Here is a 13,726-nt window from a genome sequence, read left to right as displayed (position 1 = left end):
GCGGGTGATTTCGAAAAAAACGTCCGGTTGCGGCATCGAGCGATGACCTAAGACAACCGCCCAAAACGGCAACCAGCCGCAAACCCATATCAATCAAGGATGTAGCTTTCCGGACGAGCTTCGGACTTGGTCCGGAGAAAACAGAGAATCAGGGGCCAAACAGAGAAAAAAAGGCGGGAGGATGGGGAGAATCGATGGTGCGAAGAGGTGCTTTGGAAAGATGTGAAACGGGCGCAAACCCTTTATAAACAAGGAGAAAAAGAAAACCCGTCACCCCGGAGAATGACCCCAGAGAGACGGGTTTGTCTTTCTTAAATGGTGGAGGCGGCGGGAGTTGAACCCGCGTCCGAAAGCATTCCATATTGACCTCTACATACTTGTCCTGAAGTTTGCATTCGCCGCGCCAAGCCTCCTTCAGGCTGGATGCTTAACGGACTATCCTGTAAAGTGTTCGCAGCACCCGGTACAGGAAACCCGGGATAAGCTATCCTGCTAGTCGACGCTCTTACCGGACCCGCAGGAGAAAATCCGGAAGAACGTTAGCCTAAGCGGCTAAAGCGTAATTATAATCGTCAGCGATTATATTTATTCCCACCGTTTAACGAGTTGGTGGAAGCTCGGTATGCAGCCAATATTTCGTTACCCCCGTCGAAACCATTTCGCCCCCGGAGGTTTATGGAAAAGAACCATAAACATTTGATGGAAAAAGTTCTAATCTAAAATAAGCAGGTCAACCCGTTTTGTCAAGGCAAATCGGGCAAAAACAATTCGTATAAGGGCCTCGGAAGGAATAAAATCCACAAAGATTGCGCAGGATATCTGGCCGTCTTCAAGGCGTATCAAATAGGGCATGTTTGTTGCGTGTGCTCTTTGATGCAACGCGGAAGGCGGGCAAAAAAGCAAGCAAGATTGTGGAGTTTATTCCTTCCGAGGCCCTAACATGTCTTTAATATCTTGACGACACATAATCTTTCCGGGCTCTGTCCAGTTCCCTCTTGCCATCCTGCTGCCGGAGAGTCTCCCGCTTGTCATAGGCATGCTTTCCCCGGCAAAGGGCCAGCAGCAGCTTTACCTTGCCGTTTTTAAAATAGACCCGCAGCGGAACAAGTGAAAATCCTTTTTCATTCACCTTTCCGTAGAGTTTCCGAATCTCGGTTTTATGAAGCAGCAGCTTTCGGGGCCTCAGCGGTTCATGATTTTCATAATAGGCAAACGGATAGGGGCTGATATGCATCTGGTATACGAACATCTCACCATTTTTAATCCTGGCATAAGAATCTTTCAGGTTGGCACGACCCGATCTCATGGATTTGACTTCCGTCCCCGTGAGGACCATGCCTGCTTCAAATTCTTCAATGATGTAATAATCATGCCTGGCTTTTCGGTTTTCAGCCACTATTTTTATGTGCTTAAGCTCCAAGGCCCTTTTACTCCTCTATAAAAACTCCGGACCGCAATCTGAAAATATTACACAAACCCTTCAGCCGGCGCTGTCCGGCATGCGGCTTTTACGATCTCATCATATATCACTGAAAATGATATCGCTGTAATTATCCTGAACCATCTTCAGAATATCATCGGCGTTTTTCTGTTTCATTATCTGTTTCACGAAGTTTTTCGCGTACTTGATACTGATGCACCGGATCGCATTTTTCACTTCGGGAATGGACTGGGGGTTCATGCTCAGCTCATCGATACCCAGTCCCAGCAGCACAGGAATATTTGCCGGATCGCCGGCCATCTCTCCGCACATGGCCACTTTAATGCCTTTTCGTTTTGCGATTTTAGCCACATAGCTGATGATTCGAATCACCGCCGGATGCAGCGGGCGGTACAGATGAGCGACCTGCCGGTTTCCTCTGTCAATGGCGATCATGTACTGAATCAGATCATTGGTTCCGATGCTGAAAAAATCGACCTCATCTGCCAGTACATCCGCCATGACCGCAGCGGAGGGAATTTCGATCATGATGCCGATCTCGATATCCCGGTTGCACCTGACCCCTTCGCGCTCAAGCGCATCGGCAGCCTCGGAGAGAAGCCGTTTGGCTTCGCGAACCTCATCACAGCTGGAAATCATCGGAAACATGATGCGGGTATTGCCATAGGCAGCAGCCCTTAAAATGGCCCGGAGCTGGGTGATAAAAATATCGGTTCTCTTCAGACAGTACCGGATGGCGCGAAGTCCGAGAGCCGGATTTTTTTCCACGATCATCGAGCCGTTGGCGATGGCTTTATCCCCGTTGATGTCCAGGGTACGGATAGTCACCGGTTTGGGAGACATCACTTCCAGCACATCCCGGTATTTTTCAAACAGCTCATCTTCGCTGGGAAAGTCCGGTCGCCCCAGATACTGAAATTCGGTCCGGTACAGGCCGATACCATCCCCGCCGTGATAAATGGCGGAAAGCACATTTTCCGGCATTTCGATATTCGCCATGACTTGAAGCTGACAACCGTCCAGAGTTTGTGCAACGGCATGGCTGTCGCGGCTGATGTCGGCCTTGTGCCGTTCATAGCGTTCCTTTCGCTGTACATACTCGGAAAGCGTCCGGTCCGTGGGATTCACCACCACGATACCGGCAACTCCGTCAACGATAATCACGTCTTCGTTGCTGATCAGCGAGGTGGCATTACCCAGCCCCAGCACCGCCGGAATTTCAAAAGACTGCGCAATGATACCGGTATGAGAGGCTTTGCCCCCCCGGTCCATCACGACGGCCATGACCTGTTTGGGTTTGATTTGCGAAGTTTCGGCCGGGGACAGATCGTGCGCCACCAGAATCACCCGTTTGTCAATATCCGCGATCGTGTCGGTCTTGGCGCCGGTCAGATTTTTCATGATATATCCGGCCACATGGAAAACATCGTCCGAGCGTTCCTTCAGATACGGATCCGAAATTTTCTGGAACATGGATTTGATGCCGGAAACGACTTTCTTTAAGGCCCACTCCGCATTCACCCGGTCGGTTTCTATGGTTTCTATGGTTTTCCCATAGAGCATTTTGTCCTGGATGATGGCAGTATGACTTTCAAGAATACAGGCATTCTGGCGAAATTCTTCCGGTGTATTTTCGATCAGCTCGTGAAGCTTGTCCCTAGCCCCTTTGACCGCGGTCTTAAACCGCAGGACTTCATCCTGAAGGTATTCTTCCGCGATATCATATTTTTCGACAACATGAACCCCTTCGTCACCGACCAGGTAGGCATTGCCGATACAGATACCCGGAGATGCACTGATTCCCTTGATAAGGATGTCGTTGTCATCTGAGCTGATCATGCGATATTATTCTCCAAACCCATTTTCAACCAATACGCAAATATCATTTAAAACTCCCAGGTCGGATTCATCGTCAACTTTAATTGAGATATCAGCTCCCTTTGCGCAGGCCAGCGTCAATATATCAATCACACTGGATGCATCCACCCGCTGCCCCCCTTTGACAATCCAGACATTCGATCCGGCAAGTTGCGCAAGAGAGGCTATCTGAGCTGCCGCTCTTGCATGAAGTCCAAACTCGTTCACAATCATTACATCTTTGATCAATTCTTTCACTGCCTGTTCCATTTCATATCTACCTAAAATATATCCTGAATCCGAGTGTTTTATTGAAAATTTCCTAAGACAGCGTTATGACCGGAGCAACAATACCCTAACTGTGTTGATACGGGGCTACTTAAAGATTTAAATTTTTATCAGGAACCGCTCTGGATGTCAATTCTCAAATCATTGACAAGCCGGTCCCCGCCTGTTATGTTTTTTTTTCTGTGCATTTTTAACGCATTGATAATCCAGCGATTACGCAAACAGCCACTGAATGTTTTCCGGCTTCCATTTAGGTATATACGCAGCCTGACATATTTGACCCGGCATATTTGAATTGATGTTCATCCGATTCGATGCTAACAACATTTTTAAATCTTAACAGACATTCAATTATAGTTGATACCCACATCATTAAACTTCGACCAAACGGAAACAGGATGCTCATGGAAAAACAATTTCTGATCGATGCGTTTAAAACCGGAGAAAGCTGGCGTTTATTCAAAATTATGGGAGAATTTGTCGAAGGTGTCGACACGCTACATGATATCGGCCCCTGTGTCAGCATATTCGGCTCCGCGAGGATTAAACCGGGCGACCCGTATTATGATACAGCCGAACAGACCGCCGCTTTATTTGTCAAAAACAATTTCGGTGTCATCACCGGCGGCGGCGGCGGGATCATGGAAGCGGCCAATAAAGGCGCCACCGAGGCTGGGGGCACATCCGTCGGGCTCAATATCGTTCTGCCGTTCGAACAGAAACCCAATCTCTATGCCTCCACCCAGCTTCAATTCAAATATTTTTTTATCCGTAAATTGATGTTTGTCAAATACGCTTCGGCCTATATCGTCATGCCGGGCGGCTTTGGAACGCTGGATGAGTTGTTTGAAGCCGTCACTTTAATCCAGACCCATCGGATCAAGCCGTTTCCGGTCATCATGGTGGGATCGGAATACTGGTCCGGACTTATCGACTGGATCAAGGATCAATTTCTGAAAAAAAACCGGATCAGCGCCGAAGACATGGACATTATTCAGGTGATGGATGACCCGGAAGAAATCGTCAAAGCGGTCAAAAAAGTGGTCATCATCTGACGCGGCCCTGATGGCTGATGGTAAATTACCTGAGATAACCCTGCTTATCAAGTTTAAATTACAACCGATGCCAATTAAACCCAACATGATAGACGATCTGCCCCGGGAAGAGGTCGCCCGCCTTGTTCTGGACATGTTTCATCGCATCGCGGTTCATTACGGCCTGTGGTTTAACGAAATCCGGCACCAGATGGGAATGGAAAAGGCGCTGGAAGCCTTGAAGACCGCCTCTGAAAAAAGTATTGAGATTCAGTTGGAACGGCTTTCAAAAGCTTTCGGGTTTCAGATGAAAGACGGCATCCCCGCCCCCCTGCTGAACATGCCCAAAGAATCCCTGCTGAGGCTGTTAAATGATCTCTGTATCAACTGGCTGGCAAACGACGGGGTGTGGTTTCAGGCCGTGGAATTTTCAAACGGCATGAACGATGCCAAACGGTGCAACGATTCCTGCTGGGCTCAGTTTTCACCGTTTGAAGCCTGGTCCATCAAACGTTTTTTAGACCTGCCGGAGCGCCCCGGACTTGAGGGCCTCAAAACAGCGCTCAATTTCCGTCTGTATGCGCGCATCAACACGCAGACCCTCATTGATGAGAGCCCGGACAGTCTCATATTGCAGATGAACGACTGCCGCGTTCAGTCAGCCAGAAAACGAAAAGGCCTTGACGATTATCCCTGCAAATCCGCTGGCATGGTGGAATACCCCTATTTTGCCAGCGCCATTGATTCGAGGATCACCACCGAGTGCATCGGATGCCCGCCTGACAAGCATCCGGATCAATGGTACTGCGCCTGGCGCTTTACCCTCAAACAAGGAGACAGCCCGAGATGAAAGCCATGGTATTAAATCAAATCTGCAATCTCACCGAAAACAGAACCCCCCTCGTGCTGACTGAGCTGGCTGACCCGGTCCCGAAAGATGGCGAAATTCTGGTAAGCGTATCCGCCTGCGGCGTCTGCCATACCGAGCTGGACGAAATCGAAGGCCGAACCCCGCCGCCGCTATTTCCGGTAGTTCTCGGCCATGAAATCGTTGGAAGAGTAGTCCAGAACGGGCCCGGTACTGAAAAATTTCAACTCGGCGACCGGGTGGGAATTGCCTGGATTCATTCGGCCTGCGGGGCCTGTTCCCATTGCCTGGCCGGCAATGAAAATCTGTGCGCACAATTCAGGGCTACCGGCCGGGATGCCAATGGCGGTTATGCCGAGCTGACCACCGTGCCGGAGCGGTTTGCCTACCGCATTCCCGAGGGCTTTTCAGATCTTGAAGCCGCTCCCCTGCTGTGCGCCGGCGCCATCGGCTACCGGTCACTGCGGCTGACCGGCCTTAAAGACGGTCAGAATCTGGGGCTCACCGGATTTGGCGGCTCTGCCCACCTGGTACTGATGATGGCAAGACATAAATTTCCGAATTCCAGAGTCTTTGTGTTTGCCCGTCATGAAAAGGAGCGCCTTTTTGCAATAGAACTTGGCGCTGTATGGGCTGGATCCCCCGAAGATGATTCTCCGGAAAAACTCGACAGCATCATCGATACCACACCCGCCTGGAAGCCGGTGGTGGAGGCCCTTAAAAATCTGAAAAGTGGCGGCAGGCTCGTCATCAATGCCATCCGCAAAGAATCGGCTGATCAGCCGTACCTGATGAATCTGGATTATCCGATTCACCTGTGGCTTGAAAAGGAAATCAAAAGCGTTGCGAATGTCACCGCAAAAGATGTCGAAGAATTTTTACAGCTCGCGGCGGCGATCCCCATCCGACCGGAAATTCAGGTCTATCCGCTGGAAGAAGCCAATACGGCCCTGGTGGAACTGAAAGAAAAACACGTGCGGGGGGCAAAAGTGCTGGAGATAGCGCCCGGTGGGCGGACTTAGGACCGCTATCGCTCGAGGAGCACTTCGTTTGAGGCAAAAGATAAGAAGCAAAGCTACCGCCCCTCAGTCTGCAACCAACTGCTCCATCTTAAGAGATCTCAACCGGTTGATGGCCCCTGCCAGTTCAAAGGACCTGAAGCGCGCCAGATCTCCGGTGATATACGGAGTCAGGATATCCAGTCCGTTCTGATCCAGATCCCTGACGACACGGTCAACAACTGCTTTCAGGGAATTTTTCCCGTCCATGTACCGGGTGGCATAACACATGGCATGGGCGATCGCCCGGGTCTGGGCCTCATCGACGATCTGCTCCATATCCCACAGGTCTATCTCCTGACGCCCGAAACGGATATGGCGGCATCCTGCGGCGGAAATTTTTATTCTGGCATCATTTCTGAACGGATTGACGCTTTCGGAATCCGGCATGCGCTCCGTTACCGGGCCAAAATACGGCCCGCCTTCTTCCATTCGACCCGTAACGCAGTCTCTGGCAATGTCTTTTGCGGCCCGGGTGACATCAGCGGGCAGATAGTCCGTCATCTGAATAACATGATCGGCAACCCCGAAATAATCCCCGCATCCGCCCATGACCAGAACGGTTGACACCCCTTTTTGTTCATAAAGCTGCCGGACCCGGTCAATAAACGGAGTAATCGGCTCTTTCTCCCGGGTTACCAGCATCTGCATCCGGTGATCCCGAATCATGAAATTGGTAGCTGACGTATCTTCATCCAGCAGGAGCACCCTGGCCCCCATTTCAAGCGCTTCGCAGATATTGGCCGCCTGGGATGTGCTGCCGCTGGCATTGTCGGTTGAAAAGGCATCGGTTGACTTGCCAAAGGGAAGGTTTCCGATAAAGGCAGAAATATCGGTTTTTTCGATCCGCCGGCCATCTGCGGCACGGATTTTGACGGCACCGGCCACGGTAACCACCCGCTCTCTGCCGTCACCGGGAAGATGGTTATACACCCCGAGTTCCAAAGCGTTGAGCAGCGTGGATTTGCCGTGATATCCCCCGCCCACGATCAGGGTCACGCCTTCGGGAATTCCCATGCCTGTCACCGTTCCCGAATTGGGAAGATCAACGGCGACCCTGAACCGGTCCGGAGATTTAAATAAAATCACCTCATCCTTATTCATGGGACCCGGATCGATTCCACTGCTACGGGGCAACAGCGCGCCATCGGCCACAAAAGCGGTCAGACGAAGCGATTCGAGCCGGTCTCTCAACGCATCGGCATCTTCTGCGGCAAAAATATGCCGGTAAAGTTCCCCCGGATCGACCGGCGCCATAAACAGGGACGATTGAACGATGCGGGGCAGCTCCTCAAAAAACATGACCCGGGCATCGCTGCCGGCAATTTTTCTCCCGAATGCCGGAAGGCCCATAAAAAACCGGGCTTCAACATATCGGTCATCGATGGTCATGGAATTTCGCTCAAGCACCTCCTGGACCGGCCGGTCGATGGTGATCAACCCGCCTTTGCCGATTCCCCGGCTGCCGCGGGACAGCTTCCGGCAGCTGTCGTAAAATTTCCGGGTCAAAAAATCGCACAGTGCGACCCTCCGGCTCCGGCTCGAGGTGGTATCGGGCAAAAAGCCCGAGGCGCTTCTCGGCACCCGGACATGAATCCGGCTGGCGGCCGCGTAGGGATCCCCCTGCACATGGGCGATGACCAGCTCATAGCCGGCAAACTGATATCTGCCTTCTATCTGTCTGTAGGCCTTATATCCCCTGCCGTCTATTGCGGATAATAGTTCCCTCAATGCCGAATCGGTTTTCATCCCGCCCCTTCCGTGTGATTATGACATTTTTCAGATGATCCATCTCAATTAACTTAGCGCGCTATCGCGCGGACTAAGGACCGCTATCGCTTGAGGACCACTTCGTTTGAGGAGCGCTTCGCTTGAGGCAAAAGATAAAAAACAGGAAGCTTTTATCTTATAACATCCTCAAACAAGGACGCAAAGATCCCACCCCTCAGACACTCAGTCCTTTTTTTCGGACTCGCTCATAACTTCGGCCATAGTTCCGGAGTGTGGCCGCGGAGTCCCGCCCGTTCCCGGCGTACGACATTGCGCGATCCGGGGAAAAGATGCCGGGACTATGAAGCGTTAAAAAGCGCAAACTGTTTGAGGCGCGCCGAGTTTTTGCGCTTTAGCTTCATAGTCCCGGCATCCCCCGGATCGTGTTGGAGAAGCCGGGAATGGGCGGGACGGAGCACCGCAACATTGTGGCCGCAATTATGATCGAGCCCTAATCATATTTGACCGCACTGAACCGCATCAGTTTTTCCCAGTTATGGTGGGCTTCGATATACCGGACCGTGCCGGTTTTCCCCCGGATCACCAAAGAATGGGTAACGGCGCCGGTACCCGTATACCGAACCCCTGACAAAAATTTACCTCCGGATATCCCGGTTGCCGCGAAAAGGACCTCTTCGCTGTTGACCAGATCCTTTGCCGTGTACACCTGACGCAGATCCCTCCCCGCTTTCCGGAGCGCTTCGAGTTCTTCCGGCAGCTGGGGATCCAGCCGCGCAAACAGCTCCCCACCCAGTGCCCGGATGGCGCAGGCGGCCAGCACCCCTTCGGGCGTGCCTCCGGTACCGATCATCGCATCCACTGAGCAGCAGGGATCAACAGCCATCAGGGCGCCGGCCACATCACCGTCCGTGTGAAGCTGAATCCGGGCACCGGCCTTCCGGATCTCTGAAATCAGCTGCTGGTGCCGGGGCTTATCCAGTACAAATACCACCAGGTCATCCACGTCTTTGCCAAGTTTCCGGGCGATGTGTTTTAAATTATCCCCAACCGGGGCATCGATATCCACGGCATCTCTGGCCGAAGCCGGGACAACCAGTTTTTTCATATAAAAGCTGTGCCCCGGATCGAACATGCTTCCGGCCGGTGCCACCCCCACCACGGAAATGGCATTGGGCCGGCCATATGCCAGCAGGCGGGTTCCTTCTACCGGATCAACGGCCACATCCATTTTCATGCCCTGGCCAGTCCCGAGTTTCTCCCCGTTGAACAGCATCGGGGCCTTGTCTTTTTCTCCTTCACCGATAATGACGGTACCATCGAACTGTATGACGCTGAATGACAGCCGCATGGCATTGACGGCAGCCGCATCCCCGGATTCTTTATCCCCCTTGCCGAGCCACCGGCCCGATGCCAGCGCCGCTGCTTCGGTAACCCGGACCAGATCCAGTGCAAAATTATGTTGAGGTATTTCCATGGTATTTCTCCCGGATAAATATTGATGAACTCATAAGAATCTACTCAGAGAAGTCAACAAGCCCGAATGGACCCATCAACTTTACTGACGATATACTTGCAGGCAGCATATGCTGTTTGCACTCTCCAAAGGTATATGATAGCGGATAATACAGGGTATGCAAAATAAATTATCCAAACAATTTATCAACCCCCGCTCATGGAGATCCGATATGAAACGTCATGTTTCCGTAAGCCTGACAGTCCTGTCCGTTTTACTGATTCTGATGGCATTGCCCTGCAAGGGCACCTGTGACGCATCCGGCCCAGCTGACATCCCTGCCGGGCTTCAGGACTGGACCGCATGGGTCCTGCACGGCATGGAAGATCAGCTGTGCCCGACCGACTTTAACGACGAAAACGCCCACCGGTGCAGCTGGCCGACCCGTCTGACGCTTCACATCGAACCGGAGGGGGGCCGGTTTGAAATCCGGTGGCTGATATTTTCACCGGGCTGGGTGAACCTGCCGGGAACGCCCGGAACATGGCCTGCCGGTGTAACCGCAAATGGAGAACCGGCGCCTGTCATGGAGCGCAACGACACCCCGTCCATCCGTCTTCTTCCGGGAACCTGGCAGATAAAAGGCTCGTTCAAATGGACCAAAATCCCCGAAATGATCCATATCCCTGCCGAAGCAGGGCTGGTCACTCTCTTTATCAACGGGAAAAAATCAAACAGCCCGTTTCTGGACCCCGGCGGACGGCTGTGGCTTCAAAAGCGGGCACAGGAGGAGGTGCTGGAAAACCGCGTTGACGTTCGCCTGTTTCGGCTGCTCAACGACACCATCCCCATGAACGTGACCAGTCACCTGGACCTGAGCATTTCCGGACAGGCCAGGGAAATAACGCTCGAAAATATGCTCCCGGACGGTTCGATCCCCATGCGCCTTGACAGCCCGCTGCCGGCCAGGCTGGGAGCGGACGGCCAGCTGCTGATACAGGCCCGCCCCGGGCGCTGGGCAGTCCGGATCCTCTCCCGCTTTGAATCTCCCATCGAGCAGATCGAACCGGTGGCGACGCCCTATGGCCCGGAAATCTGGTCGTTTCAGTCCCAGAACCATCTCCGGATGGTCAAACTGACCGGGGCGGCTCCCGTAGAACCCGGACAGACCGATATGCCTGAAGAATGGAAGCAGTTTCCCGCCTATATCATTGAACCTGACAGCACATTAAAATTTACGACCATCCGCCGCGGAGACCCTGATCCGGCTCCGGACCGACTGACGCTTCAGAAAACCTGGTGGCTGGATTTTGACGGCACCGGATATACCATACAGGATACCATCACCGGTACCATGAGCCGCCAGTGGAGCCTGTGGATGAACCCGCCCACACAGCTGGGACGGGTATCGGTCGATGGAAAGGATCAGCTGATCACGGCCCGGGGCAGGGATAAAAAACCCGGAGTCGAGCTGCGTCGCGGAAGCCTTCACCTGGAAGCCGACTCCCGGCTTACCGCCTCCATCACGCGGGTGCCCGCGGTCGGATGGGATCACGGATTTGAGAGCGTATCCGGGATTCTGAACCTGCCTCCCGGATGGCGGCTTCTGTCCGCAGACGGAGTGGACGTTCTGCCGGGGACCTGGTTTCAGCGCTGGACCCTGCTGGACTTTTTTGTTGTACTGATGATCGCCCTTTCCATATACAAGCTCAAAAATCGGAGCTGGGGCCTGCTGGCCCTGGCAACGCTGGTCCTGATTTATCATGAGGCCGGTTCCCCGCGGCTGGTATGGCTGCATATCGTCGCCGCCCTGGCACTGTCCCGGATACTTCCCGACGGCTGGTTCAAAAAAGTCATCAACCTGTGGGCCATTGCCGCCGTCGTTGTCCTGCTGGCCACTTCCATACCGTTTATGGTCCACCAGATCCGAACCGGCATTTATCCCCAGCTGGAAAAACCCGGCAGCATCGTCCGGCCGTCATCCACCGTAAGTGACAAAATTGCCGGATCGCTTCAAAAACGTGAAGACAGAGACTCCATGCCGCTTACATCCGCCAGACGTATGACAAAAAGTCTGATTTCGGAAAAACCGGATTCTTCCGAGCCTGATGTCCGCACCCAAGCCGTACTGGCACAGGACCCGAACGCGCTGATTCAGACAGGCCCGGGGCTGCCGGACTGGCGATGGAACCGCTTCAGTCTGAAATGGAACGGTCCCGTGCATAAAGACCAGAGCATCCGCCTCTGGTTTCTGTCACCGGCAGTAAACCTCGCGCTCGCTTTTGTGAGAGTCCTGTTGCTGGCGGGGTTGATCTCAGGCTTCATTGACCCGAAAAAATGGCGGCAGGTGGCCGGAAAACTCTTTCCGACAGCGGCAGCCGGGCTCATGGCAGCGGTGCTGATCCTGTCACCGCACATCACCGGCGCCCAGACGCAGCCTGCCGATTTTCCCCCGCCGGATCTGTTGAAACAACTTCAGGAGCGACTGCTGGAGCCGCCGGACTGTCTGCCAAACTGCGCATCCATTGTTGCAATGGACCTGAATGCAACCGCGGATCAGATCCGGATTCAGTTAGATATCCACGCCGCCTGCCAAACCGCTGTTCCCCTGCCGGGGGCCTTGAATTCCTGGATGCCGCAATCCGTCCTGCTGGACGATCACCCGGCACAGGGGCTTTCCAAAACCGTTTCAGGCACCAACCCGATGCTCTGGGCGCTGGTTCCCGAAGGCATTCACCGCCTCATTCTGTCCGGCAGCACCGGAGGCGCCGATACGATTCATATCCCGCTGCCCCTGCCCCCACGGCACACAACGGTCAGCAGCAGCGGGTGGACAATTAAAGGCGTGCATCCCGATGGCCGGACCGAAGCCGCTCTCCAGCTGACCCGGGCAGAAACCAGAAGCGGTGAAGCCAGGCCCGTCAACGGCAGCGTGCTTCCGCCCTTTCTTCATGTCGGCAGGACCCTGCATCTGGGCCTGTCCTGGCAGATATCGACGGTCATCACCCGGCTCACACCGACCGGAACGCCGGTGGTCCTGTCCCTGCCGCTGATTCCGGGAGAATCGGTCACCACCTCCGGCATCCAGGTGGAAAACCGGCAGGCCCTGATCAATTTCGGATCTGAAGACCGTAAAATCCAGTTCCTGTCGGATCTGGAGATGGCACCGGACATTGAACTGAGTGCCCCCGGATCGACCGCCTGGGCCGAAACATGGATTCTGGACGCAAGCCCGGTCTGGCATTGCGAATTTACCGGAATACCCGCCATCCATCACCAGAACGACAACGGCCAGTGGCGGCCGGAATGGCGGCCGTGGCCGAAAGAGCAGGTCAGCATAAGCATCTCCCGGCCTGAAGCCATCCCGGGACAGATTGTCACCATCGATTCGACCCATCTGGAATGGACCCCGGGACAGCGATTTAACAAGGCAGCGCTGACATTGTCGGTCCGGACCAGCCGCGGGGGACAGCATCCATTCATCCTGCCGGATGATGCAGATCTGCAGCTGGTAAAAATCAACAACCAGTTGCAGCCCATCCGTCAGGAAAACCAGAAGGTCATCGTGCCACTCAAGCCCGGCGCACAGACCATCCGGCTCGAATGGCATCAGCCGGCCGCTTCCTCCCTGATCTGCCAGAGTCCGCCGGTCCATATCGGAGAGCCGGCCGTCAATGCCGATATCACTTTTCACATACCCCGGAACCGCTGGATTCTATGGGCAGGCGGCCCGCGCCTCGGCCCCGCGGTATTGTTCTGGAGTTATCTGATCGTCGTGCTGATCGCGGCAGCCGGTCTGAGCCGGGTTCCCTTCACGCCGCTCAAAATGCATCACTGGCTGCTTCTGGGCCTTGGTCTGACGCAGGTTCACCCCCTGGTAGCCCTGATTGTTGTCGGGTGGCTGATCGCACTTGGCCTGCGAAAAAGGCAGCCGCCCCCCGAGCACTGGGCTGCTTTTAACGCCACGCAGGTCCTTTTGTTCCTGTGGACAACGGC

9 protein-coding genes and 1 other RNA gene are annotated in these 13,726 nt (G+C 53.9%); 4 read left to right on the top strand and 6 right to left on the bottom strand.

Translation table 11 applies throughout. The annotated features are described in order from the left end of the window. Nucleotides 1–316: 316 nt before the first annotated feature. From ssrA to PHQ97_15085, 4 genes are all read right to left on the bottom strand, one after another. Nucleotides 317–667: a transfer-messenger RNA gene (gene ssrA, locus PHQ97_15100) on the bottom strand. Between the two features lie 279 nt (nucleotides 668–946). Next, on the bottom strand, nucleotides 947–1,420 hold the full coding sequence (gene smpB, locus PHQ97_15095; GenBank protein ID MDD4394058.1) for an SsrA-binding protein SmpB: 474 nt from the start codon (nucleotides 1,418–1,420) through the stop codon (nucleotides 947–949). A 99-nt stretch (nucleotides 1,421–1,519) separates the two neighbouring features. Then, on the bottom strand, nucleotides 1,520–3,280 hold the full coding sequence (ptsP, locus tag PHQ97_15090) for a phosphoenolpyruvate--protein phosphotransferase (protein ID MDD4394057.1): 1,761 nt from the start codon (nucleotides 3,278–3,280) through the stop codon (nucleotides 1,520–1,522). Between the two features lie 6 nt (nucleotides 3,281–3,286). Next, nucleotides 3,287–3,568, bottom strand: a complete 282-nt coding sequence (locus PHQ97_15085) for an HPr family phosphocarrier protein (GenBank protein ID MDD4394056.1) — start codon at nucleotides 3,566–3,568, stop codon at nucleotides 3,287–3,289. 422 nt (nucleotides 3,569–3,990) lie between these two features. Here PHQ97_15085 and PHQ97_15080 point away from each other — a divergent pair, with 422 nt between their 5' ends. Genes PHQ97_15080 through PHQ97_15070 form a run of 3 tightly spaced genes read left to right on the top strand, consistent with a single transcriptional unit; the run spans nucleotide 3,991 to nucleotide 6,510 of the window. Further along, nucleotides 3,991–4,641, top strand: a complete 651-nt coding sequence (locus PHQ97_15080) for a TIGR00730 family Rossman fold protein (GenBank protein ID MDD4394055.1) — start codon at nucleotides 3,991–3,993, stop codon at nucleotides 4,639–4,641. 10 nt (nucleotides 4,642–4,651) lie between these two features. Beyond that, the gene (locus tag PHQ97_15075; GenBank protein ID MDD4394054.1) at nucleotides 4,652–5,470 is read left to right on the top strand and encodes a DUF6125 family protein; all 819 of its coding nucleotides are present in this window, start codon (nucleotides 4,652–4,654) and stop codon (nucleotides 5,468–5,470) included. After that, nucleotides 5,467–6,510: a zinc-dependent alcohol dehydrogenase family protein gene (locus PHQ97_15070; GenBank protein ID MDD4394053.1), complete on the top strand. Its 1,044-nt coding sequence runs from the start codon at nucleotides 5,467–5,469 to the stop codon at nucleotides 6,508–6,510. Before PHQ97_15075 ends, PHQ97_15070 begins: the two co-directional genes overlap by 4 nt. Before the next feature lie 63 nt (nucleotides 6,511–6,573). Here the strand turns inward: PHQ97_15070 and PHQ97_15065 are convergent, their stop codons facing one another. Together PHQ97_15065 and glpX are read right to left on the bottom strand one after the other, a co-directional pair. After that, complete coding sequence (locus tag PHQ97_15065) at nucleotides 6,574–8,295, bottom strand: ABC-ATPase domain-containing protein (GenBank protein ID MDD4394052.1); 1,722 nt, start codon at nucleotides 8,293–8,295, stop codon at nucleotides 6,574–6,576. Between the two features lie 472 nt (nucleotides 8,296–8,767). Continuing rightward, on the bottom strand, nucleotides 8,768–9,751 hold the full coding sequence (gene glpX, locus PHQ97_15060) for a class II fructose-bisphosphatase (GenBank protein MDD4394051.1): 984 nt from the start codon (nucleotides 9,749–9,751) through the stop codon (nucleotides 8,768–8,770). Nucleotides 9,752–9,962: 211 nt separating this feature from the next. Here glpX and PHQ97_15055 point away from each other — a divergent pair. Continuing rightward, nucleotides 9,963–13,726: hypothetical protein (locus tag PHQ97_15055; GenBank protein MDD4394050.1), on the top strand; the 3,764-nt coding region annotated here is incomplete at its 3' end.

It is taken from the genome of Desulfobacterales bacterium (assembly GCA_028704555.1).
Taxonomy (GTDB): Bacteria; Desulfobacterota; Desulfobacteria; order Desulfobacterales; family JAQWFD01; genus JAQWFD01.
This window is presented reverse-complemented; position numbering and strand designations above follow the sequence as displayed.